20 protein-coding genes are annotated in these 23,451 nt (G+C 66.6%); 9 read left to right on the top strand and 11 right to left on the bottom strand.

What is annotated here, in order from left to right; genetic code table 11:
• Positions 1-115: 115 nt before the first annotated feature.
• From LO55_RS18990 to LO55_RS18975, 4 genes are all read right to left on the bottom strand, one after another.
• Entirely contained in the window at positions 116-1,525 is a 1,410-nt protein-coding gene (locus LO55_RS18990) for a GntP family permease (RefSeq protein WP_071362679.1), read from the bottom strand.
• 119 nt (positions 1,526-1,644) lie between these two features.
• Complete coding sequence (locus LO55_RS18985; RefSeq protein WP_071362678.1) at positions 1,645-3,423, bottom strand: alkaline phosphatase D family protein; 1,779 nt, start codon at positions 3,421-3,423, stop codon at positions 1,645-1,647.
• Positions 3,424-3,501: 78 nt separating this feature from the next.
• Complete coding sequence (locus tag LO55_RS18980; protein WP_071362677.1) at positions 3,502-5,874, bottom strand: DNA polymerase II; 2,373 nt, start codon at positions 5,872-5,874, stop codon at positions 3,502-3,504.
• Complete coding sequence (locus LO55_RS18975; RefSeq protein WP_071362676.1) at positions 5,874-6,662, bottom strand: ferritin-like domain-containing protein; 789 nt, start codon at positions 6,660-6,662, stop codon at positions 5,874-5,876. The genes LO55_RS18980 and LO55_RS18975 overlap by 1 nt, the downstream gene beginning before the upstream one ends.
• Positions 6,663-6,824: 162 nt before the next feature.
• On the opposite strand from LO55_RS18975, the gene LO55_RS18970 reads away from it, so the two are divergent.
• The 4 genes from LO55_RS18970 (at position 6,825) to LO55_RS18960 (ending at position 8,678) form a co-directional block, all read left to right on the top strand.
• Entirely contained in the window at positions 6,825-7,190 is a 366-nt protein-coding gene (locus LO55_RS18970) for a DUF6973 domain-containing protein (protein WP_143054565.1), read from the top strand.
• A gap of 49 nt (positions 7,191-7,239) precedes the next feature.
• Positions 7,240-7,617 (top strand): hypothetical protein, encoded by a 378-nt coding sequence (locus LO55_RS18965; protein WP_071362675.1) that lies wholly within the window; start codon positions 7,240-7,242, stop codon positions 7,615-7,617.
• 272 nt (positions 7,618-7,889) lie between these two features.
• Positions 7,890-8,294, top strand: a complete 405-nt coding sequence (locus LO55_RS26460; RefSeq protein WP_143054564.1) for a DUF6973 domain-containing protein — start codon at positions 7,890-7,892, stop codon at positions 8,292-8,294.
• A gap of 9 nt (positions 8,295-8,303) precedes the next feature.
• Positions 8,304-8,678 (top strand): hypothetical protein, encoded by a 375-nt coding sequence (locus LO55_RS18960; protein ID WP_143054563.1) that lies wholly within the window; start codon positions 8,304-8,306, stop codon positions 8,676-8,678.
• A gap of 279 nt (positions 8,679-8,957) precedes the next feature.
• Here LO55_RS18960 and LO55_RS18955 read toward each other — a convergent pair whose 3' ends face one another.
• On the bottom strand, positions 8,958-11,525 hold the full coding sequence (locus LO55_RS18955; protein WP_071362673.1) for a TonB-dependent receptor plug domain-containing protein: 2,568 nt from the start codon (positions 11,523-11,525) through the stop codon (positions 8,958-8,960).
• A gap of 385 nt (positions 11,526-11,910) precedes the next feature.
• Between LO55_RS18955 and LO55_RS18950 the strand changes: the two genes are divergently transcribed.
• Positions 11,911-13,368 carry a M28 family peptidase gene (locus tag LO55_RS18950; RefSeq protein WP_071362672.1) on the top strand — a complete coding sequence of 486 codons (1,458 nt, stop codon included), beginning with the start codon at positions 11,911-11,913 and terminating at the stop codon, positions 13,366-13,368.
• A gap of 28 nt (positions 13,369-13,396) precedes the next feature.
• On the top strand, positions 13,397-14,050 hold the full coding sequence (locus LO55_RS18945) for an MOSC domain-containing protein (protein ID WP_229410184.1): 654 nt from the start codon (positions 13,397-13,399) through the stop codon (positions 14,048-14,050).
• On the opposite strand, the gene LO55_RS18940 is transcribed toward LO55_RS18945, so the two are convergent.
• Positions 14,047-14,979, bottom strand: coding sequence for a DMT family transporter (locus LO55_RS18940; RefSeq protein WP_071362671.1), 933 nt, complete (start codon positions 14,977-14,979; stop codon positions 14,047-14,049). The two genes, LO55_RS18945 and LO55_RS18940, sit on opposite strands and share 4 nt — an antisense overlap.
• A gap of 97 nt (positions 14,980-15,076) precedes the next feature.
• Here LO55_RS18940 and LO55_RS18935 point away from each other — a divergent pair, with 97 nt between their 5' ends.
• The 3 genes from LO55_RS18935 (at position 15,077) to LO55_RS18925 (ending at position 17,563) form a co-directional block, all read left to right on the top strand.
• On the top strand, positions 15,077-15,964 hold the full coding sequence (locus LO55_RS18935; RefSeq protein ID WP_071362670.1) for a LysR family transcriptional regulator: 888 nt from the start codon (positions 15,077-15,079) through the stop codon (positions 15,962-15,964).
• Positions 15,965-16,076: 112 nt separating this feature from the next.
• Entirely contained in the window at positions 16,077-16,466 is a 390-nt protein-coding gene (locus LO55_RS18930; protein ID WP_005670599.1) for a hypothetical protein, read from the top strand.
• A 128-nt stretch (positions 16,467-16,594) separates the two neighbouring features.
• Positions 16,595-17,563, top strand: a complete 969-nt coding sequence (locus LO55_RS18925; protein WP_229410183.1) for a DUF4380 domain-containing protein — start codon at positions 16,595-16,597, stop codon at positions 17,561-17,563.
• Here LO55_RS18925 and LO55_RS18920 read toward each other — a convergent pair.
• From LO55_RS18920 to LO55_RS18900, 5 genes are all read right to left on the bottom strand, one after another.
• The gene (locus LO55_RS18920) at positions 17,549-18,448 is read right to left on the bottom strand and encodes an SMP-30/gluconolactonase/LRE family protein (protein WP_071363867.1); all 900 of its coding nucleotides are present in this window, start codon (positions 18,446-18,448) and stop codon (positions 17,549-17,551) included. The two genes, LO55_RS18925 and LO55_RS18920, sit on opposite strands and share 15 nt — an antisense overlap.
• A 14-nt stretch (positions 18,449-18,462) precedes the next feature.
• Positions 18,463-19,857, bottom strand: coding sequence for an MFS transporter (locus LO55_RS18915; protein WP_143054562.1), 1,395 nt, complete (start codon positions 19,855-19,857; stop codon positions 18,463-18,465).
• 72 nt (positions 19,858-19,929) lie between these two features.
• Positions 19,930-21,516: an aldehyde dehydrogenase (NADP(+)) gene (locus LO55_RS18910; protein WP_071362667.1), complete on the bottom strand. Its 1,587-nt coding sequence runs from the start codon at positions 21,514-21,516 to the stop codon at positions 19,930-19,932.
• Positions 21,517-21,518: 2 nt separating this feature from the next.
• Complete coding sequence (gene kdgD / locus LO55_RS18905) at positions 21,519-22,430, bottom strand: 5-dehydro-4-deoxyglucarate dehydratase (RefSeq protein WP_005670592.1); 912 nt, start codon at positions 22,428-22,430, stop codon at positions 21,519-21,521.
• A gap of 127 nt (positions 22,431-22,557) precedes the next feature.
• Complete coding sequence (locus tag LO55_RS18900) at positions 22,558-23,286, bottom strand: FadR/GntR family transcriptional regulator (RefSeq protein ID WP_071363866.1); 729 nt, start codon at positions 23,284-23,286, stop codon at positions 22,558-22,560.
• Between the last annotated feature and the right edge of the window lie 165 nt (positions 23,287-23,451).

The following is a 23,451-nucleotide window of genomic DNA, read 5'->3' as shown; positions in this document are numbered from 1 at the left end:
TGCTTCACGGAAACCATTGCGGAACTCATTGTAGTCGCGTGGCTCTTTCTTGGGTCAATACAAGCCATAAGCCTTGCTGATTTTGCGGGAACAGGTGCAAAAAAACCACGAATTGTCACGTGAGACCGAGGGCGTAATATACGCCGATGACAAAGAATACGGCCGCCGTCTTGATCAGGGTGACGGCGAAGATGTCGCGGTAGGCCTCGCGGTGGGTCAGGCCGGTCACCGCCAGCAAGGTGATCACGGCGCCGTTGTGCGGCAGGGTGTCCATGCCGCCGCTGGCCATCGCCACCACCCGGTGCATCACCTCGAGCGGTATCCCGGCACTCTCGGCGCCGCGGATGAAGACGTCGGACATCGCGGCCAGCGCGATGCTCATGCCGCCCGAGGCCGAGCCGGTGATGCCGGCCAGCGCGCTGACCGAGACCGCCGCGTTCACCAGGGGATTCGGAATGCTGCGCAGCGCGTCGCTCACCACCAGGAAGCCGGGCAGCGCCGCGATCACGCCGCCGAAGCCATACTCCGACGCCGTGTTCATCGCCGCCAGCAGCGCGCCGCCCACCGCCGCCTTGCTGCCGTCGGCGAAGCGCTTCGCCACGCGCGTGAACGCGGTCGCGACCACGAACAGGATCCCCAGCAGCAGCGCCGCCTGCACCGCCCAGATCGCGGTCACGGTCTTGATCGTCGTCGTGACCGGCGTGGCGATGCCGGGCAGGATCTCGGGCGGCACCGTGTGGCTGTCGCCGCCATACCAGACCGGAATCATGCGGGTGAAGGCAAAGTTGGCCACGCCCACCAGCAGCAGCGGCGCCACCGCCAGCAGCGGATGCGGCAAGCCGCCGGCGCTGGTCTCCACCCGCTCCGGTTCGTTCACCAGCGACGTGCCATAGCCCTCCCCCTTGGCGGCGGCCGCGCGCCGCCGCCACTCCAGGTAAGTCAGCCCGACCGCCAGGATGAACAGCGCTCCCAGGGTGCCCAGCACCGGCGCGGCCCACGAGGTGGTCTGGAAGAAGGTGGTCGGGATGATGTTCTGGATCTGCGGAGTCCCGGGCAAGGCATCCATCGTGAACGAAAAGGCGCCCAGCGCGATCGCCCCCGGCAACAGGCGCTTGGGGATGTCGCTTTTCCGATAGAGTTCGGCCGCGAACGGATAGACCGCGAACACCACCACGAACAGCGACACCCCGCCATAGGTGAGCAAGGCGCAGACGGCGACGATGACGGCATTCGCGCGCGCGGCGCCGATGTAGCGGATCGCCGCCGCCACGATGGACTCGGAAAAGCCCGACAGTTCGATTACCTTGCCGAACACCGCGCCGAGCATGAACACCGGGAAGTACAGCTTGACGAAGCCGACCATCTTTTCCATGAAGATGCCGGAAAAGACCGGGGCCACCTGCGCCGGGTCGGTGAGCAGCACGGCGCCCAGGGCGGCGACCGGCGCGAACAGGATGACGCTGTAGCCGCGGTAGGCGGCGAACATCAGGAAGGCCAGTGCGGCCAGGACGATCAGGAAGGACAAGACGACTCCATGGCGATGGCGTGCAAGGACGTCATCATTATAGAAAGGGAGCGCGGCCGTGGGACAGCGTTTGCGCCGATGTCGTGTGCGTTTATGCAGGCGGCATCGGCACGCTGTGTTCAGGCGACGTTGTCCTCCACGCGCGGCGTCGTCGAGCCGTTTGCCAGCGTGATCCGGGTGCGCTTGGCCAGCGGCGCGGCCGGCGCGGCGCCATTGGCATCGAGCGGCTTGACCTTGGTGAACACGACGCTGAACGTCGCCGGCGTGACGGTTGCCACCGCATAGCCCTGGGCGTCATGGTCGGCGTAGGCAAAGGCGGGATTGTTCATGCGCAGCACCTGGTCGAAGCCCTGCGGCGTGGCCACCAGCGGCGCCAGCGGCGTGCTGCCGGCGCCGGCGCGCAGGTACTGGTAGAACGAGGAACTGCTGATGCCGGCTGCGACGAAGTCGACCGCCACCGGCCGGCCGCTGCGCGGATCGTTGCTGTCGTAGATCACGCCGCACTGGAAGGCGTGCAGGTCGCCGGTGATCGCCACCACGTTCTTGACGTCGTTACTGGCCAGGTGGCCCAGCATCTCGGCGCGATAGGAAGGATAACCATCCCAGCCGTCGGCATTCACGATGTAGAGGTTGTCGTACGGCGGCGGCGCCATGGTGCGCATGTCGAGCCACATGCGGTTGAGGGTCACTTCATTGCCCCATACCTTCCAGGTGGCCGTCGAGCCTTGCATGGTGTCCTTCCACCACTGGGTCTGCGTCGGTCCCAGCAGGCCCGGATTGCGGCCCAGCGCGGTCCTGGCGCCGGCCTCGAACCGGGCCAGCAGCGGCTGCGGCACGAAGTAGCGCGAGCCGATCGAATCGTCACCGGCCACCGGGTCGCCCTGCAGCATGCCGGCATAGGCCGCTTCATTGACCACGTGGTCGTCGCGGTACAAACGTTGGTCGGTCATCACCAGGTGCATCAGGGCGCCGAAGCGGAAGTCGCGGTAGATGCGGATATTGTCGTGGCCTGCCTTGTTCAGGTCGAACGAGACGTCGCCCCAGTCGACCGGCATGTATTCGGCCCAGGCCTGGGTCGCATTGCGGCGGCGCGACGTCTGCTGCTGGTTGGCGTTGTCGTAGGTCTGGTGGTCTTGCCAGCAATCGTCCGAGAACTCGTGGTCGTCCCAGATCACGATCATCGGGCATTTGGCGTGCAGCGCCTGCAGGCGCGCATCGCTGCGATAGGTGCGGTACAAGGTGCGATAGTCGGCCAGGGTATTGGCGTAGCGCGCGCCGCCCGCGATCGTCACGCCGTCGGGCAGGTCGATGCGCGTATGGGCCGGCTCGGCGCGGCCCGACTGGAAGTCGGCGCCGACCGTCTCGTAGACATAATCGCCCAGGTGGACGATGAAATCGAGTTCCTCGGCCGCCATCATGCCCATCGCGGCCCAGTGGTTGACGCTCCAGTCCTGGCAGGTCATCCAGGCGAAGCGCACCTGCGCCGGGGTGCTGGCGGCGGCCGGCGCGGTCCTGGCCCTTCCCACCGGGCTCAGGTCGGCGCCGGCGCGAAAGCGATAGTAATACAGGGTGGCTGGGGCCAGGCCGGTCAGCTTGGCGCGCACCGTATGGTCATAGGTCGGCAGCGCGTTCAGTTCGACCACGCCGGCGACCTGGGTGAAGGCGGCGTCCATCGCCACTTCGAGCCGCAGTTCGACCGCTTCGCTGCCGCTCTCCGGCGCGCAACGGGTCCAGAACACGACGCTGCCCTCCTTCGGATCGCCGCTGGCGACGCCCAGCGGGAAGGTGAAGCTGCCCAGCGGCGGCGTGTCGTCCGAACCGCCACAGGCGGCAAGCAAGCCGCCTGCGGCGGCGACGGTGAAGTATGCGCTGCTACGTAAAAAGCCCCGACGGTCCACGTGGTCCCCTCCTGTTGAAAACGTGACGGCAGTCTAGCGAGCCGATGTTTCCAACGCGTGACAGGGCGACAAGAACTGCTAGAACAGCGTCTGCTGCGGGCTGGTGAGATTGGCGAAGCTGTCGCCCAGGAAGGGCAGGATGGCGTCGGCCACCGGTTCGAGCTGGCGCGTGAGGTAGTGTTCGTAGTCGATGGCGCCGTGGCGGGCTTCCATCGGCTCGGGGCCGTTCAAGGTCATCACATACCGGATCCAGCCGCCCTTGCGGTAGAGCGCGGGGCGGCCCTGGCGCAGGTGGTGCTCGTCGGCCATGCGCGCGGCGCGCACGTGCGGCGGGACGTTGCACTGGTACTCCTCCAGCGGCCGGCGCAGGCGCTTGCGGTAGACGAGATCGTCGTCGCATTCGCCGCGCAGCATGCGCGCGACCAGCTCGCGCACATAGTCTTCATAGGGCTGGCCCTTGAAGATGCGTTCGTAGAGCCCCTGCTGGAAGGCTTGCGCGAGCGGAGTCCAGTCGGTGCGCACCGTCTCCAGGCCTTTATAGACCATCTCTTCGCCGCCGTCGGCGCTCGCGGCCAGGCCGGCGTAGCGCTTCTTGCTGCCTTCGTCCGAACCGCGCACGGTCGGCATCAGGAAGCGCCGGAAGTGCACGTCGTACTCCAGTTCGAGCGCGCTCTCGATGCCCAGTTCGGCCTGCAAGTGGTTGCGCCACCAGCCGTTGACGTGGTCGACCAGGGCCTGCCCGATGCGGCGCGCATCGCCTTCGGCATGCTCGCGCCCGAGCCAGACGAAGGTCGAATCGGTGTCGCCGTAGATCACCTGGTAGCCCTGCTCCTCGATCAGCTCGCGCGTGCGGTGCATGATGTCGTGGCCGCGCATCGTGATCGACGAGGCCAGGCGCGGGTCGAAGAAGCGGCAGCCGGTGGTGCCGAGCACGCCATAGAAGGCGTTCATGATGATCTTCAGCGCCTGCGACAGCGGCGCATTGTGCTCGCGCTTGGCGGCTTCGCGGCCGGCCCAGACCTGGGTCACGATCCCGGGCAGGCAGTGCCTGGTGCGCGAGAAGCGCCCGCCGCGGTAGCCCGGCACCGTGGCGTCCTCGGGCTCGCGCAAGCCTTCGACCAGGCCGAGCGGATCGATCAGGAAGGTGCGGATGATCGAGGGATACAGGCTTTTGTAGTCCAGCACCAGCACCGAATCGTACAGGCCGGAGCGCGAATCCATCACGAAGCCGCCGGGACTGTCGGCGCCGGCGACGTCGCCGATGTTCGGCGCCACCCGTCCCTGGCGGTGCAGCAGCGGCATGTACAGGTGCTCGAAGGCCGCCACCGAACCGCCGCTGCGGTCGGCCGCCAGCCCGGTCACGCTGGCGCGCTCCAGCAGGAAGGCCATCAGCCTGGTTTTGTCGAAGATGCGCGTGACCAGCTCGCAATCCTTGAGGTTGTACCAGGCCAGCGCCGGCTTGTCCTCGGCGAACATGCGGTCGATCTCGGCCATGCGGTCGTGCGGGTTGTCGATCGCCTTGCCTTCGCCCAGCAAGGCGCGCGACACGTTTTCGAGACTGAAGGACGGGAAGCTCCAGGTGGCCGAATGGAGCGCATCGATGCCGTCGATGACCAGGCGACCGGCGATGCAGATGAAGTAATGCTCCTGCTTGCCGCCATGTTCGCGCCACTCGATCGCACTGCCGTCGCGGCCCAGGCGCAACGGGCGGTTGAAACGATCGGCATGCTTTTGCAGCACCCGCATGTCGAACTGGATCAGGTTCCAGCCGATGATGGCGTCGGGGTCGTGGCGGATGAACCATTCTTCCAGGCGGTCGAGCAGTTCGAGCCGGGTGTCGCAGTAGTCGAGTTCAAAATCGCGTTCCCCGTCCTCGCCATTGGGCGGCCCGAGCATATAGACCTGGCGCTGGCCGCAGCCCTCGAGCGCGATCGAGCGCAGCTCGCCCTGGAAGGTGGTTTCGATGTCGAGCGAGACGGTGCGGATCGCCGGCCTGTAGCCCGGCGCCGGCTTCAGGACGGCGTCGACCAGCAGCAGCGGATCGCCATCGACCAGCGTGCCGGCGAAGCTCACCGGCGCCGTGATGAAGCGCTCCATCAGGTAGCGCTCGGGCGGGCGCACGTCGCCCTCGAACACGTCGAGACCGTGCTGGCGCAGCTGTTTTTCGATGCGCAGCAGCTGGCGGTACTTGCGGCAGTACAGGCCGGCGACCGGCCGGTGGCGAAAATCGAGCAGGTCGAGCGGGCGCAGCTCCCAGCCGCGTTCATCGCTCAGCAACTGCTCGACAGTGGCGCGCTGCTCTTCCGGGATGAAGGCTACGGGCTTCTGCACCGGCAGGCGCAGGCGGCGCGGCCCGGCGTCGGTGGCGAGCCAGAACTCGACCTCGCAGCCGGCGCCGGTGTCGCGCCAGTGGCGCGTCAACAAGAAGCCAGTTTCCACACCAGTGTCCATCAGCGGTAGCGCTGCAGCTCGGCCTCGGTGAAGCCGGCCTGGCGCCGGCCTTCGATGTTGAACGGTCCCTTGAGGACCGGGGCCTTGTAGCGCACGGTCAGTTCGTCGTAGGTGGCGATCGGCTCCAGTCCCCGTTCATGACACAGGCTGAAGTACCAGCGGTTGCCGATCTCGACGTGCCCTACTTCGTCCACCAGCAGCCGGTCGAGGATCTGGGCCGCGGCCAGGTCGCCGGCCTGGGCGATCTTCTTGCGCAGCGGCGGGATCGCATCGAGCCCGCGCGCCTCCAGGGTGCGCGGCACCAGCGCCATGCGCGCCATGACGTCGTCCCCTGTCTTGGCCACCATCTCCCACAGGCTGTCGTGGCCGGGGAAGTCGCCGTAGGCGTGGCCAAGCGTGCCAAGGTGCGCGCTCAGCATCGTGAAATGCAGCGCCTCTTCGTCGGCCACGCGCAGCCAGTCGAGGTAATACTGCTCCGGCATGCCATGGAAACGCCACAGCGCGTCGAGCGCCAGGTTGATGGCATTGAATTCGATGTGCGCCAGGGCGTGGACCAGCATGGCCCGCCCCTCGGGCGTGGCCATCGAGCGGCGTCCGACCTGCAGCGGCGGCACCAGTTCGGGGCGGGCCGGGCGGCCGGGGATGCCGGCGGGCGCGGCAAGCGCGGTGGCGGTGTCGATGCGCACGTTCCCGGCCTTGCAGGCGGCGCTCAAGGCGGCGACCGCCTGGGCCTTGGTGGCGGGGTCGGTTTCGAGCAGCGCGTACAGCGCGGCGGCGCGGAGTTCCATGGTGTGATCTGTACTGGCGAAAGACGGCATTTTACTCAATTCGTTTAGCGCCTGTGCCGCTGATTTCTGACGCGCCGGGCCAGCGTACGGATTGAGCATGACCAAGAGTGAATACGACAGGGCATGAAATACTCTTACCGCCTATCATAGAAGGAAACTAATATGACAACGACGTATGCGGAACTGTTCCAGAAGCTGACGGCAAGTGAAAAAATTCATCTCGCCTTGTTTCCCGAGCAGGCGGCGGTAATCAAGCGATCCGCGCAGCGCGCACTGCTCGAAAGCGAACTGCGGTTTCCAGGAAGCCGCCGCAATACGCCGGGGGACGCGTTTCGACACTGTTTTTGGTCCGCACTTCTCGCGCGAGACATTGGGTATGCCGGTGCATTGCGGTACACGAATGCGCACGAAGCTTTTCCGGACAATCCACCGGCCGAGAAGGCGATGGACCTGCATAATAACGCCGTCGGACTGAGTATCGGCCCGCTACGGAGGTCCGAATCAGATACTGATCTTGCGATGCGTTGATGCACTCCGCACTGGACGACTCAAGATCATCGAACGCTAGGATGAAACCATGCGACCCGTCCTCACCGCGCTTTCCGCAGTGCTTTTCCTCTCAGCGTGCTCGCCGGACGTAGCCCTTGATCAAGCAATCAAACTGGGAGAGCGAGAGTTCACGCCTGAATCATGGGCCACTGCATCGCGGATCGAGCGTGGCCAGATGACCGCGTCATTCCTGCGCCAGTATGACGCTACCGCCCTCGACCGGCGCCAGATCGAAAAGATACTGGGTCCAGCCACAGGCTACTACTACTACGATAATAATCCAGCCTATTTTGTCGGGCCAGATACCGTCACCAGTATTCATGGAAAGGGCTATTTATGGGTGTTTGAAGCAAACCAGACCAACGGCCGGATCGAACGCGTTCATTTCGTTCCCGAAGTGAAGTAATCAAAACCAGTCACACCCGACAGATGGCACAACGTCGCCCGGTTTTTGTCTTACTGGCCGCAATGATTGGGCTGCTGACACTCGCGCACGGCTGGTGGTACTCGGTCGAACGCCAGGCACGCAAGCTCGGAGACCGCGAATTCAGCGTGCAAGCCTGGGCACAGGCCTCTCAAGCTTTACTCAATTTCATTGCATTCTCTTGAGGGACGCCAAATGACACTTTCGCGACGCATGGAACACTTAAACGTTGATTCGTTCCAGGAGTTCTTAGAATGCCCGCATCGGTACTCATAAAAATTTGGAATCTCAGCAGGAGCGAGAAAGTATATTTAATGATGTACCCAGAGCATGCGACCTTGATCGACGAGGCAGCGCGTACTGCGACCGACGAGACGAAGAGACTATTTGGCAGGCACGACCACAACGGCCAGGGCGACGCGTTTCGCCACTGCTTCTGGTCTGCAATTCTTTGTCGCGAGATAGGCTATAACAATGCGCTCAGATACACTTCGGCGCACGAAGATTTCCCGGAGAACCCACCTGAGGAAAAAGCCATGGATCTGCATAACAATGCAGTCGGTCTGAGCATTGGCCGTATTCCCACGTCGAATCAATTACTCGGCCAACTTTGCATTAGCGCTTTACGGTCCGGCCGGTTAAAAGTACTCAGCCAGTGAGATGACCAGATGCCAACCTGGGCACAGATTTTATTGCTTTCGATCCTACTTTCCGGCTGCTGGAAATCAGTCGAAGATCAAGCCAGCAAATTGGGGGCGCGTGAGTTTACCGCTGAAACCTGGGCAACCGCCACGGATCTGCAGCGTGGCGAGATGACTGCTTCGCTCCTCAGGAAACATGACGTCACCAGCTTTCATCGTAAAGAAGTAGTTGCGCTGCTTGGCGCGCCGACGGGTTACTATGATTACGATACAAACCCAGCCTATTTTGTCGGGCCAACGACCGTCGAGAGCATGTACGGAAAAGGCTACTTGCTGGTATTTGAAACCGACAAATACAATGGGGAAGTTGACAGAGTATTCTTCCTGCCCGAGGTGGAATGAAGGCTGATTTCACTCGCATATCTGCCAGCGTAACTCGGCTTCGCCACCTCCAGTTGCCTGAAAGTCGAATAAGGCAACCAGTGCCCCTGCACCTGCCTGAACAAATGCGCGTACACCTGACTCCCCCGGCTTGTCCAGTCGCCCGCGCAAACTCAAGGTCCCCTCGCCCATATCGTCACACCCTGCACGAGCCGGAGCGGCCCGCCCCAGAAATTGAATGGCGCGAAGCGGCTCCCGAGTCGACCGCAACCGCTTCGCATCAGCGCCTGGAAACGTCTATCAGAAGCGGTAATTGACCTTCACCGACGCCACCCGGCCGCGCGGATCGCCCTGGGTGTAGTCGAAGAAGGCGGTCGACGAATCCCACGACGGACGTTTGTCGCCCAGGTTATGCACGATGAAGCTGACGGTGGCCGCCTGGGTCGCCTTCCAGGCCAGGTTCAGGTCGAAGGTAGCGTACGGCTTGACGCGCTCGCCCGGACGGGTGGTCTGGTCGTAGCCGTCGACATAGTTCCACACCAGCGTATTGCTCCAGTCCTGGATGTCCCAGGTCAGGCCGGTCACGCCGCGCCACTTCGGAATCGAGCCGAAGTAGTTGTTGCCGGCGCCTTCCGTGAGCGGCAGGCCGACCGCCAGCGGCTGTTCGAACGACAGCACCCGGCTCAGTTGCGCGTTCAGGGTCAGCTTGCCGTAGGCGGCAAGCGGCTGCACGTGGCGCAGGTCGACGTCGAAGCCCGACACCACGCGGTTGCCCTGGTTGGCATACTGGCGGTACAGGGTCAGGATGCGGCCCTGGGCGTCGCGCACGATCTTGCCGGGCGCGGTCGCTTCGTTGGCGATGATGTTGTCGGCCGATTCGGTGCCGATCACGCCCTCGGTGCGGATGCGGTAGAAATCCAGGCCCAGGCTCGTGCGGTTGTTCGGGGCCAGCACGATGCCGAAGTTGGCATTGGTCGAACGCTCCGGCGACAGGTCGGGGTTGGCGATCGTCAGATTGGTGATGCCGCGCGCCTGGGTCGGCGAAATCGGATCGCGCGGATCGACCACGTTGCCGTAGCTGACCGAAGTCGAATTCGTGATCTCGGGCAGCGACGGCGCGCGGAAGCCCCGCGACAGCGTGCCGCGCACCAGCAGCCACGGCGCCGCCTGCCAGCGCACGCTGGCCTTGGGCGAGAAGGCGCTGCCGAAGTCGTCGTAATGGTCGCCGCGGCCGGCCAGGTTGACGCTCAGGTCTTTCAGCACCGGCACGTTGAGCTCGGCGAACAGCGCCGCCACGTCGCGGCTGCCGTCGATGATGTTGATCGCCGGGCGCAGCTCGGTGCCCGACAGCACCGCAGTCGAGGTCTGCGAATCCATCTCTTCGCGCCGCCACTGGGCGCCGGCGGCGAAGCCGAGCGCCCCGGCCGGCAGCTGCGCCAGTTCACGGGTCGCGCTCAGGTCGACCGTGGTGAGCTTCGACTCGGCCGGGCGCAAGGTCGACAGGCGCAGGCGGTTGCGCACTGCTTCGCTGTTGTTGGCCTGGTTGACGAAGTCATAGCTGCCGTCCGCGAGCACCTTCTCGAACTCGTAGCGGTTGACGAAGTTCTGCACGGTTTCCTTCAGCTCGCTGCCGGAGTGGCCGACCGAGGCGTCGTATTCCCAGCCGCCGGCATAGCCCTTCACGCCGGTCAACACGCGGAAGAACTCCACACGGCCCTGCTTCATGCGCGGGCCCAGGTCGAACAGGGTGGCGTTGAACGGCAGCAGCGTGGCGCCGGGATTGTTCGGATGGCCGACCGGCAGCACCACGTTGATGTTGTCGAGCTGCTGGGTGGCGTCGTTCCAGGCGCGCAGGCCGGTGCCGACGGTCAGCGGCGCGCTGAAGGTCTGGTCGGCGCGCGAGCGGCCGTACAGCACTTCGGCGTAGGCTTCATGGTCCTGGCCCAGCTTGACGGTGCCGCGCAGCAAGGCGTGGGCGCGCTGGATGCCCGGAATCAGGGTCTTGTAGGTGGCCGGGTTGTAGGCCAGGACGTTACCGCTGCGGCCAGGCGTGATCTCGCCGTAGGGCTGGACCGCCAGCGGACCCGCATTCGCGCCGGATGCGCCGCCCAGCCACTGGGTCGGGTCGTTGTTGACGTAGTTGGTCGGCACCCAGGCCAGGGTGCCGTTCGGATTGCCGCGGAAGTCGCTGCCAGCCATCCAGCCCACCTGGTCCTGCTGCAGCTTGTCGCGCCACTGGGCATCAAGCGAGAACACGACGCTGTAGCCATCCTCGACCAGCGAACCGAAGCCGGACTGCAGGGTTACGCTCTTGTCGTCCTGGCCGGTGCCTTCGGTGGAGCGGCCCACCTGGGCGCTGATCTCGGTGCCCTTGAACTCCTTGTAGAGAATGATGTTGACCACGCCGGCGACGGCGTCCGAACCGTAGACCGACGAGGCGCCGTCCTTCAGCACCTCGATGCGCTGCACCGCCGCCATCGGCAGGCTGTTCAGGTCGACGAAGACTTCCTGCAGGTTCTGGGCGGTGGCGTAGGGGCTGACGCGCTTGCCGTTCACCAGGATCAGCGTGTTCTTCTGGCCCAGGCCGCGCAGCGACAGGCCGGCGGTGCCGGCCGAGAAGCTGCCGGTGAACTGTTCGTTGTAGCTGTTGCCGCTGTTGGCCGAGATCGAGCGGATCACGTCGGCGATGCTGGCCTTGCCGGTGGCGGCCAGCTCCTTGGCGGAGATGACCTGGACGGCGCTGGCGCCTTCCTTTTGCGTGGTGCGGATGTTGGAGCCGGTGACGACGACTTTTTCGATGTCCTGGGCGACGGCGTGTTGCGAGAATGCGGCGGCGAGCGCCACGACGATAGCGAGCGGTTTGTGCATGGTGTTCCTGGTGGTGGTCTTCCCGCGGCGGCGCTCCAGGCGTCGCCGCGGGCGTGCGCTTCCTGCCCCATCCTCGAGGGACGGGTGCGGAAGACGGCGGTATGGATCAGGCGATCAGTTGCGCGACATTCGACAGCACGACCCGGCCTTGCCCGGCAGGTGCGCCGTGCGGGTTCGTGAAGCAGGATGCTGCGAATGTGTCATGACCGAATAATCGTTGAATTGCTGTGGAAGACGCATAATACCGGGCGGAAATGCCATGCCAAACGAATAAATAAATACAAGCTTATGCAAATCGCCATCGAAACGCCCTGTCGACCGGGCGATTGACCGCACTAGCCCGACATGTCATATTGCCATTTTTTCCACCCAAGGAAGTCAACGCATGCGTCACCTTGTCCCTGTCCTCGGCCTCAGCCTCGCCCTCGCCGGCTGCGCGACCCAGCTTGACGCGCCCCGCGCGTCCGCCCCTGATGCGCTCACCAGCCACATCTCGGCCGACTCGCTGCGCGGCCACCTGTCCTTCCTCTCGTCCGACCTGCTGGAGGGCCGCGGCACGCCGTCGCGCGGCGTCGACCTGGCGGCCGAGTACATCGCCGCCCAGTTCCGCCGCGCCGGGCTCGAAGCGGCCGGCGACGACGGCTACTACCAGAGCGCCAACTGGCAGTACGCGAAGCGCGGCGAAAAGGACATCACGCTCACGGTGAAGGCTGGCGGCAAGACGATCGAGGTCCCGGCCGGCGGCGCCTCGGCCAATTTCGTCGACCCGGTCACCCTCGGGAACACGCCGGCCGTGTTCATGCCATGGCAGGCGGCGCTGGACGACAAGGGCGCGGCCGACGGCAAGGTGCTGGTCGTGCCCGCGGCGGCGATCCCGGGCGCGGCCGGCGTGCTGAAATCGAAGCTGCAGAGCAAACCCGCGCTGGTCTTGATGATCGACCGCGAACGCCGCCATGGCCGCACCCAGGGCGGCTGGCTGATCGACCCGAGCCAGCCGGTGGCCAAGGACGGCCCGCCGGTCGTGCTGCTGCACGCGGCCGACATCGCCGCCACGCTCGAACAGGGTGGCGCAAGCGTCGCGGCCAAGGTGGTGGCGCCAGCCGTCAGCCCGGTCAAGCTGCGCAACGTGATCGGCGTCCTGCGCGGATCGGATCCGCAACTGAAGAATACCTACGTCATGCTCAGCGCCCACTACGACCACCTGGGCATCCGCGACGGCGAAATCTATAACGGCGCCAACGACGACGGCAGCGGCACCGTGTCGATGATCGAGATCGCCGCCGCCATGGCCGCGCAGAAGGAACGCCCGCGCCGCAGCATCGTGTTCGTCGCCCTGTTCGGCGAAGAGCTCGGCCTGCTGGGTTCGCGCTACTATGCCAAGCACCCGGTGTTCCCGCTGAAGGACACCGTGATGAACCTGAACCTGGAGCAGCTGGGCCGCACCGACGACAGCGAGGGCCCGCAGGTCTCGTCGGCGACCATGACCGGCTTCGACTACTCCACCGTGGGCACGACGCTGCAGCGCGCCGCCGGGCGCACCGGCATCCGCTTCTGGAAGCATCCGACCAACAGCGACCGCTATTTCGCGCGCAGCGACAACCAGGCCCTGGCCGACGCCGGCGTGCCGGCGCACACCCTGGCGGTGGCCTTCGGCTTCCCCGACTACCACGGCAAGGACGACACCTGGGACAAGATCGACTACGACAATATGGCGCGCGTGAACCGCATGATCGCCCTGGCCCTGCAGGACATCGCCAACGACGCGGCCAAGCCGGCGTGGACCGACGTCCCCAACGCCGCCAAGTACCGCGAGGCGGCGCGCGCGCTGCACGCGGCGCCGTGATGTCGGCGTCCGCGTTGGCGCCGGCCCTGTGATCGCCGCCCTGTCGATCCGCCCTCCCGGCGCGCCCGCGCCGCTGCGGGTCGACGGCATGCGGCTGATCGCGGGCAGCGGCGCCGAAGGCGACCGCCATCTCGATCCGCTGTCCCCGCGCCAGTTGCTGCTGGCTTCACGTGCCGGCTACGCCGCCCTATCGCTCGCGCCGCAGGCGCTGCGCGAAAACATCCTGCTCGACGACGACGTCGAACGTCTGCCTTCCGGCACTGTGCTGCAGATCGGGGCCGAGGCCAAGGTGCGGCTGATGTTCGCCTGCGAAGCCTGCGGCCGGCTCGATCTGCACGGCGAGCGGCTGGCGGCCAGGATCGGCGCCCGGCGCGGCGTGCTGGCGCGCGTGGTCGAGGGCGGGGTCATCCGTCCGGGCGATCCGGTGCGCAATCTCGGTCAAGGCTTCGCGTCGTGGCCGGACGACTGGCGCCTGCGCATCGCCCAGGTGCTGGACGCCGTCCCGCCTGGCGCGGTGGTCGAGTACGCCCAGCTGGCGCGCCTGGCGGGCATCCAGTCCAGCTATTGCCGCGCCTTTCCGCGCCTTTTGCGCGCACTGGGATCGGTCCATGCGGCCAAGGCCATCCCGGCGCGCGCCGCCTGCCCGCTTCCGCGCTGGAACGGCGCCGGCCTGTTCGACTAGGCGGCGACCTTTTTCGGCGCCGGCTTGAGCCGGGCCACCCCGAGAATCACCAGCGCCAGCCCGCCCAACTGATATAACGACAACGGTTCGCCCAACAGCAGCCATGAAGCGAACACGGTCAGCACGGGCCCCAGATTACCCACCGCGGCTGCCTGCGGCGCGCCCATGCGCCCGATGGCCAGCGCCAGCCAGTAGATCGGCAGCGCGGTCGACACCAGTGCCATCAAGCCGGCATTGAGCCAGACCGCGGGCGGCAGCGCCGGCAGCGCGGCCAGGTCGCCAGCCGCCACGAAGTGCCCCAGCACGAACGCGCAGGACGCGCTGCCGGCCAGGCCGGCCAGGCGCATGGAGCCGATCCGGCCCACGAGCGCCCCGGTGCCGAGATAGTACACGGCGTAGGTGACCGCGCTGGCGAACACCCAGGCCGATCCCACCATCACCTCGCGGCTCCAGCCGGTCACCTGCAGGTCGTGCACGAAGCCGATGCCCAGGCCCAGGTAGCAGATCGCGAGCGCCTGCAAGGTGCGGCCCGATGGCCGCTGGCGCGTCAGGCAGACCTGGAACAGCAAGACCAGGGTCGGGTACAGGTAAAGGATCAGCCGTTCCAGGCCCGCCGTGATGGTTTCCAGGCCATAGAAGTCGAACAGGCTGGAAAGATAGTAGCCAAGAAAACCCAGCACGGCGATGTGGAGCCCGTCCTTCACCGACAGCGGTTCGGCGGCGCGGTCGCGCGCCAGCCAGGCCAGCCACAGGAACAACGGCAGCGCGAAGCCCATGCGCAAGGCCAGCAGGGTGAGCGCATCGACCGGCGCCGCCGCATAGCCCAGCTTGACGAACACCGCCTTCATGCTGAAGCCGGCGGCGGCGAGCACCGCGTACAGGCGGCCATCCTGGGACCAGCTGCGAAGAACTGCTTGGGTTGAACTCATGATCGGATGTTGGCGGCAAAGACCTTATTCTGCCGCGAAAGCATCCGCGCTAGAATACGTCACTCCTGGACTCTGCCTTCGCGATACGAGAAACCCCATGCACGTCGACCTGACCGATCTCCGCCTCTTGCTGGCCATCGCCGACGCCGGAAGCCTCAGCAAGGCGGCCGAGCGTTTCCCGATCGCCCTGTCGGCCGCCAGCAACCGCCTGCGCGGCTTCGAGGAAGATTGCGGCATCGTGGTGTTTACCCGCTCGGCCGGCGGGATGGCGCCGACGCCGGCCGGCCGCTTCATCCTGGAGCGCGCGGCGCGCGTGGTCAGCGAGGTCGAGCAGTTGCGCGATACCGTGCGCGAGCTGCGCGGGCCGCAGCGCGGCGCGGTGCGCCTGGCCGGCACCACGGTGGCGATCAGCACCTTCCTGCCGGCCGCGCTGGGCGTGTTCCTGGGCGACCATCCAGAAGTCGACCTGCAGCTCGAGGAACGTACCAGCCGCGACATCCTGCAGGCGGTGCGCGCCCGCGAGATCGAGATCGGCATCCTGGACGGCAACGTGGCGACCGGCGACGTGATCTCGCTGCCGTTTCGCACCGACCGCCTGGTGCTGCTGGTGCCGAACGGCCACCCGCTGGGAGCGCGCCCCGCCACCCGGCTGCGCGACGCCTTCGAGTTCGCCTTCGTCTGCCTGCCCGCCGAACGCCCGATGCAGCACTTCGTCGAGTCGCGCGCAGTGCAGAGCGGGCGCCCGCTCAAGGTGCGGGTGCGCGCGCCCAGCTTCGACGCCATCGCCCAGCTGGTGGCGCAGGACGCCGGGATCGCCATGCTGCCCGAGACCGCCGCCAGCCGCTTCGCGCGCGAGCTGCCGGTCGGCATCGTGTCGCTCGACGACGCCTGGGCCAACCGGGAACTTCGGGTGTGCTTCGCCGATCCGAATACCCTGAGTCCGCATGCGGAAACGTTGTTACGTTATCTAGCGCACAGCGGATGAGTGTTGGAAATGTTGTAATGGCTTCGTCGCGCACGATTGCGGTCGTGGCGTGAGTCAAAAAATTAGCAGCAGGTGTAAGCTAAACGACAACATTTATTTTAAGGAGCACACCATGAAAACCACCTTCGCCCTGTCCGCCATCATGCTGTCCGTCGCCGTCCTGGCCACCGGCTGCAACAAGAACGACAATATGGGCCCAGCGCAAGAAGCCGGCGCCGCTGTCGACAATGCCGGCCGCGCCGTGGCCGAAGAAACCCGTGAAGGCGTGGCCGCCGCCGACGCCGCCGCCGAACGTGCGGGCGACCGCATCGAAGCCGCCGGCGACCGCGCCGAAGCCGCTGCCGAGCGCGCCGGCGACCGCATCGACAACGCCACCGCCGAAGTGCGCCAGGAGTCGCGTGAAGCCGCCGCCGAAGCCAAGGAAGCCGTCAGCGACACCACCGCCGCTGCTGGCCGCAGCGTCGAACGCGCCGGCGAAAAAATGCAGGACGCTTCGAAATAATCGTCCAGCGTCATCGTTTCAGACTAGCCGCGTGGCCGGGTAACCGGCTGCGCGGCTTGTTCTCATCCGTCCAGGCGAGCCGTCTCGCCTGTCTCTGCCTTATCTCCCTCGCGTCCGCGCACGCGGCTTTGCAGCCGCCCTCGCAGCTGCTCTCGCACCGTCTCGACAATGGCGTCGTCCAGGCGCGAATCGCCGAGTCGGCCGGTGGCCGGCTGCTGTCGTTCGCACTGGCAGGCAAACCCAATTTCCTGCTCGTCGACGAAACCGCCGGCGCACCCGACGCCATACCCAATGCGGCGTCCGGCCACGTGCCTTACCAGGGACACGAAGTCTGGATCGGGCCACAAAGTGAGTGGTGGGTGCATCAGGACGTCAATCCGGCGCGCGCCGCCGCGAAGGCGGCCTGGCCTCCGGACCCTTGGCTGAGCCTTGCGAAGTACACGCTGGCGGAAAGCAAGCGCGACGAAATCGTGCTCGACAGCCCGGCCAGTCCCGTGTCCGGCATCCAGCTGCGCAAGCGCTACGCCCTGGTCGCGGACAAGCCGCACAGCCTGCGGCTGGAAGCCAAAGCAACCAACCGCAGCGGCAAACAGGCCGGACGCGACATCTGGTTCAATACGCGCGTGCCGGCGCACACGATGGCCTATGTGCCGGTGGCGGCGCCGGACGATGTCCGGATCGAGCCGGCCGGTGCGTTGCGCTACACGCTCGAAGGCGGCCTGCTGTCGCTGGACCTGCCGGCGCCGGGTGACCCCGCGCGCAAAGGCAAGCTGTTCGTCCAGCCCTCGAGCGGCTGGCTGGCGGCATTCCGCGACGGCCAGCTGCTGGTGATCCAGTTCGCCCACCAGCCGCGCGCGGCGATCCACCCGGCCCAGGGCCAGGTGGAGCTGTACCAGGACATCGACCCTCGCGCGGCGGACAAAGGCATGCTGGAGCTGGAAGTGCACGCGCCCTACGTCAGGCTGGCGCCCGGCGAGGCGATGCGGGCGTCGGAGTTGTGGACCATCCTGCCCTACGACGGTCCCGCGGCCCGCGACGCCCACCTGGCATTCCTGCGCCGGCACGCGGCCCAGCTCGGAATATCAGGCATCCGGTGAGAACGGCGTCTCGGCCATGCCCTTGACGCCAGGGCGCAGCACCACCACCGCGCCGGCATCCCCGCCCGGGTTGCCGCCGCCTGCGGGATCGATCGAGGTCACCAGCAGCAGATCGAGATCCGGCCCGCCGAAGGCGCACATCGACGGCTTGGCCATCGGCAGTTCAATCTCCCGATCGAGCTTGCCCGCCGGGGTGTAGCGCTGCACCACGCCGCCATCGTTGGCGCAGGTCCAGTAGCAGCCGTCGGCGTCGACCGCGGCGCCATCCGGCCGGCCCTTCTGGCCGTTCAGGTCGAGGAACACCCGCTGCCCATGCGGCAGGCCGGCGTCGACGTCGTAGTCGTAGACCCAGACCATGCGGCGCTTGGGATGGGAGTCGGACAGGTACATCGTCTTCCCATCCGGCGACCAGGCCAATCCGTTCTGGGTCAGCATGTTCGACACCACCGGCCCGTGCAGGCCGTCACGGCCGGAATAACGATACAGGCCGCCGATCGCGCGCGCGGCGCCCATGTCCATGAACATGGTGCCGCTCCAGAAACGCCCCTGGCGGTCGCAGCGGCCGTCGTTGAAGCGCATGCCCTCACCCAGCTCGCTTGCCGCCGGCGCGGCCAGCCGGCGAGCGCCGACCGAACCATCGTCGTGCAGGTCGAGGTGGAAGATCCCGCTCTCCATCCCGGCCACCAGCCCGCCGCCGCAGGAAGCATCGGCGGCCGCGATGCAGGCCACCATCTCCGGCGCCAGCCAGCGGCGCAATTCCCCGCTGGCGTGGTCCCGCCGCCAGATGCGGCGGGCCGGAATGTCGACCCAGTACCAGGCCTGCTCCCCCGCATGCCACATCGGGCTCTCGCCGGTCGCGCAGTGCACGCCGGCGACGATGTCCATTTCCATCGCCATCCTTACAGGTCCTTGATTTCACGGTGCTGCGGCACCAGCGCCTTCATCACGCACCAGGCCACCAGATAGGCCAGCGCGCAGATCGAGAACATGATCATGTAACCGGTCGACAGCTGGCCCAGAGCGCCATAATAGTCGAACAGCCAGCCGCCAAGCTTGGTCAGCAGCACGCCGCCCAGGCCGCCGGCCATGCCGCCGATGCCGACCACCGAGCCGACGCTGTGTTTCGGGAACATGTCCGACACCGTCGTGAACAGGTTGGCCGACCAGGCCTGGTGGGCCGAGGCGCCGATGCCGATCAGGATCACCGGAATCCAGAAGCCCAGGTAGCCCAGCGGCTGCGCCAGCAGCACCACCAGCGGGCACAGGGCGATCAGGAGCATGGCGCGCATGCGGCCGTGATAGATGTCGGCGCCGCGGTTCAGGAAGTAGGTCGGCAGCCAGCCGCCGCCGATGCTGCCCACCATCGTCATGCTGTACAGGACCGCCAGCGGCAGGATCATGGCGGTGGCCGACATGCCGTATTGCGCCGACATGTACTTCGGCAGCCAGAACAGGAAGAACCACCACACGCCGTCGGTCAGGAATTTACCGGCGACGAAGGCCCAGGTCTGGCGGTAGCCGAGCAGCTTGAACCACGAGCTCCTGGCCACCCGGGTGTTGTCGACCGCCGCCGGGCTGACGCCGGCGTCGCTGTTGATATACGCCAGTTCGGCCGCGCCGACGCGCGCCGAACGCTCCGGCACGTCGTACAGCCAGATCCAGGCGCCCATCCAGACGAAGCCGATGGCGCCGATCACGATGAAGGCAGCCTGCCAGCCCCAGAACTCGGCGATCACCGGCACCGTCAACGGCGCCAGGATGGCGCCGACGTTGGCGCCCGAGTTGAAGATGCCGGTCGCGAACGAGCGCTCGCGCTTGGGGAAGTATTCGGCGGTGGCCTTGATCGCGGCCGGGAAGTTGCCGGCTTCGCCGATGGCGAGCACCGCGCGGCCGATCATGAAGCCGGCGATCGACACCGGCACCACGGCCAGCCCGATGGCGGTGAACACGGTGTTGACCGCCTCGCCGAGCCAGATCGCGTAGGCGTGGGCGACGGCGCCGAGCGACCAGACCACGATGGCCAGCACGTAGGCGCGCTTGGTGCCCATGCGGTCGATCACGCGGCCGGCGAACAGCATCGAGATGGCGTAGACGAACTGGAAGGTGGCCGCGATGTTGGCGTAGTCGGTGTTGGACCAGCCGAATTCGGCGGACAACATCGGCGCCAGCAGGCTGAGGACCTGGCGGTCCAGGTAGTTGATGGTGGTGGCGAAGAACAGCAGTGCGCAAATCGTCCAGCGATATTTGCCCACCACCGTCCGTGCCGGTGCGAGGTCGATGACTTGCTGATTCATGGTGATCAGTTCTTTACAAGTTAAAACAGCCGGTGTCTCCCCCGGCTGGTGCTGCGACAGAAACTTACGGCGTTACGCGTTCCCTCCAGCTTGCAAGGCGCCGTCCAGCAGGCGCGCGAGACCCAGCGGGTTCTCGTCGCGCAGCGCTTCCGGCAGCAGGTCGGCGGGCACGTTCTGGTAGCACACCGGCCGCAGGAAGCGGTCGATCGCGCTGGCGCCGACCGAGGTGGTGCGGCTGTCGCTGGTGGCCGGGAACGGGCCGCCGTGGACCATCGCGTGCGACACTTCGACGCCGGTCGGGAAGCCGTTGAACAGCACCCGGCCCGCCTTGCGCTCCAGGATGCTCAAGAGCGCGCCGGCCAGGCCGTGGTCGGCGGCTTGCGCGTGGACGGTGGCAGTCAGCTGGCCGTGCAGCGCCTCGGCCGCCCGCAGCAACTGATCGGCGTCCTTGAAGCGCACCAGCACCGCGGCCGGGCCGAACACTTCGTCTTCGAGCGCCGCATTGCCCAGGTAGGTGTCGGCATCGCACAGGTACAGCGCGGCGCGCGCCGCGCAGCCCGCGCCCTGTTCACTTCCTTGCGCCACCAGCTGCAATCCCTCGACCTGGCCGAACTTCGCCACGCCGCTGTTGTAGGCCTCGTGGATGCCGGCGGTGAGCATGGTGCCGGCGCCCTTGCCCGCCAGCGCCTCGCCGGCCGCCTTGACGAAGGCGTCCAGGTCGGCGCCTTCGAGCGCGAACACCAGGCCCGGGTTGGTGCAGAACTGGCCGACGCCCAGCGTCAGCGAATCGACGAAGCCCTGCGCCAGGCCGGCGCCGCCGGCCTGCAGCGCGGCCGGCAGCAGGAACACCGGGTTCACGCTGCTCATTTCGGCGTAGACGGGAATCGGCTCGGCACGGCCGGCGGCGGTGCGCATCAGCGCGGTGCCGCCCTGGCGCGAACCGGTGAAGCCCACCGCCTTGATCGCGGGGTGCGCCACCAGCTGCTGGCCGACGGTGCGGCCGTCGCCATACAGCATCGAGAACACGCCTTCCGGCATGCCGGCTTCCCTGGCCGCGCGCTGGACGGCGCGGCCGACCAGTTCCGAGGTGCCCGGGTGGGCGGCATGGGCCTTGACCACGACCGGGCAGCCGGCCGCCAGGCTTGATGCGGTGTCGCCGCCGGCCACCGAGAACGCCAGCGGGAAGTTACTGGCGCCGAACACGGCGACCGGGCCGAGGCCGATCTTGGAGAGGCGCAGGTCGGGACGCGGCGGCGCACGGTCCGGCAGCGCGCTATCGATGGTCGCATCCAAGAAGTAACCGTCGCGCACCACCTTGGCGAACAGGCGCAGCTGGTTCACGGTGCGCATCCGCTCGCCTTCCAGCCGCGCCTGCGGCAGGCCGGTCTCGAGCATGGCGCGCTCGATCAGTGCCGGGCCGACGGCCAGGATCTGTTCGGCGATCGCTTCCAGGAAGCGCGCGCGCTGCTCGAGCGGCAAGGCGCGGTAAGGGTCGAAGGCCTGGGCCGCCAGCGCGCAGGCGCGCTCGACGTCGTCGCCGGTCGCCTGGCCGAAGCCCGGCTCCAGGTTGGCGCGGGTGGACGGGTTGAAGCCGAAGGCCTCGCCCGCAGTGCCGCGCACGCACTGCTGGCCAATGATCATTTCACCGAGAATCGTCATGATCACAGCACTCCGTTCTTCTTGAGCAGGTCGAGCAGCATCGCGTCTTCTTCGGCGGTCAGGTCGGTCAGCGGCGGACGCACCGGGCCGGCGCCGTGGCCGACCAGGCGGGCGCCCGCCTTGATGATGCTGACGGCGTAGCCGGCCTTGCGGTTGCGGATCTCGAGGTAAGGCAGGAAGAACTCGTCGATCAGGCGGTTGGTGGTGTCGGTGTCGCCGGCGGCGGTGGCGTGATAGAAGTCCATCGCCAGTTGCGGCACGAAGTTGAACACGGCCGACGAGTAGACCGGGGTGCCCAGTGCCTTGTAGGCGCCGGCATACACTTCGGCGGTCGGCAGGCCGCCCAGGTAGCTGAAGCGGTCGCCCAGCTTGCGCCAGATCGAGACCATCAGTTCGATGTCGCCGTTGCCGTCCTTGAAGCCGATCAGGTTCGGGCAGCGGTCGGCCAGCTTGGCCAGCGAATCCGGGGTCAGGCGGCAGTTGGCGCGGTTGTAGACCACGACGCCGATCTTGACCGAGCGGCACACCGCCTCGACGTGGGCGATCAGGCCGTCCTGGCTGGCTTCGGTCAGGTAGTGCGGCAGCAGCAGCAGGCCCTTGGCGCCCTGGCGCTCGGCTTCCTGGGCGTGCGCGATGGCGGTGCGGGTCGGGCCGCCGCAACCGGCCAGGATCGGCACCACGCCGGCGCAGGTGTCGACCGCGGTCTTGATGATCTGGCCGTATTCTTCACCGTGCAGCGAGAAGTATTCGCCGGTGCCGCCGGCCGCGAACAGCGCGGTCGCGCCGAACGGCGCCAGCCATTCGAGGCGCGCGGCATAGCCTTTCGGATCGAACTCGCCCTGCGCGTCGAAGTCGGTGATCGGGAAGGACAGCAGGCCGTGCGACAGGACTTGCTTGAGTTCATTTGGTTGCATTGCTGAGGTCTCCGTGGGTCTAGGTGTTGGACGAAAAAGAGTAGCGATAAGTCATTCGCTAAAATCAAGTTGTAAGTCATCGTACAACCTAGTCGGGTCGACCGCAAGCAAAATGTGCGGCAAATGCTTAGTTGAGGGTTCCCTCCAGGCGGCGCTGGGCCTGCACCAGGCGTTCGCGGCTGTTGGACAGATGGGTGCGCATCGCCGCGCGCGCCGCTTCCGAATCGCGCCGCTCGATGGCGCGGAAGATATCGTCGTGCTCGCGGCTGACACGCTCGAGGAAGTCGGCCGGCTTGTCCTGTTCCAGCTTCGGCGTGTCCAGCCGCGCGCGCGGGATGATGGCGTTGCCCAGCTGCTCGAGGATGTCGACGAAATAGCGGTTGCCGGTCGCCTGGGCGATCAGGAGGTGGAAGCGCTTGTCGGCATCCACCGCCGACCTGCCCTCGGCCATCGCCTGCTGCATCTCGAGTAGCGCGCCGGCCAGCTCGTCGACCTGGTCCTCACTGCGCCGGCTCGCAGCCAGCCCTGCCGTCTCGGTCTCGACGCCGATGCGCAGCTCGAGGATGGACAGCACGTCGCGCAGGGTCAGGATGTGCTCGGCGTCGAGCCCGAGCCCGGCCTGCGCCCGCTCGATCACGAAGGTGCCGATGCCGTGCCGGGTCTGCACCAGGCCGGCCGCCTGCAGGTGCGAGATCGCTTCGCGCACCACGGTGCGGCTGACGCCGTGCTGCGTCATCAGCGACGATTCGGTGGGCAGCTTGTCGCCCGGCTTGAGCGCCCCCTGGCGGATGGTGCCGCTGATATGCTCGACCACGCCCTGGGCGAGGCTGCGGTGCTTGCGTTGGGGAAGAGTCATGGTCATTCGCTGGATTGGATGGGATGGCGGGATTATACGCGAAGGGTCGGTTGCCACATATATCAGTTGTCTGACATCCTATCTGCATAGTGTCGGTACGCGACAGCTGCGTGGTACAACCACCTTGCGATATTGGCCCGACCAAACTAGAATCGGGTATCAAAA

The organism is Massilia timonae, from assembly GCF_001866515.1.
GTDB lineage: Bacteria > Pseudomonadota > Gammaproteobacteria > Burkholderiales > Burkholderiaceae_D > Telluria > Telluria timonae.
The sequence above is the reverse complement of the archived record's forward strand: the minus strand, read 5'-3'. Positions and strand labels throughout refer to the sequence as shown.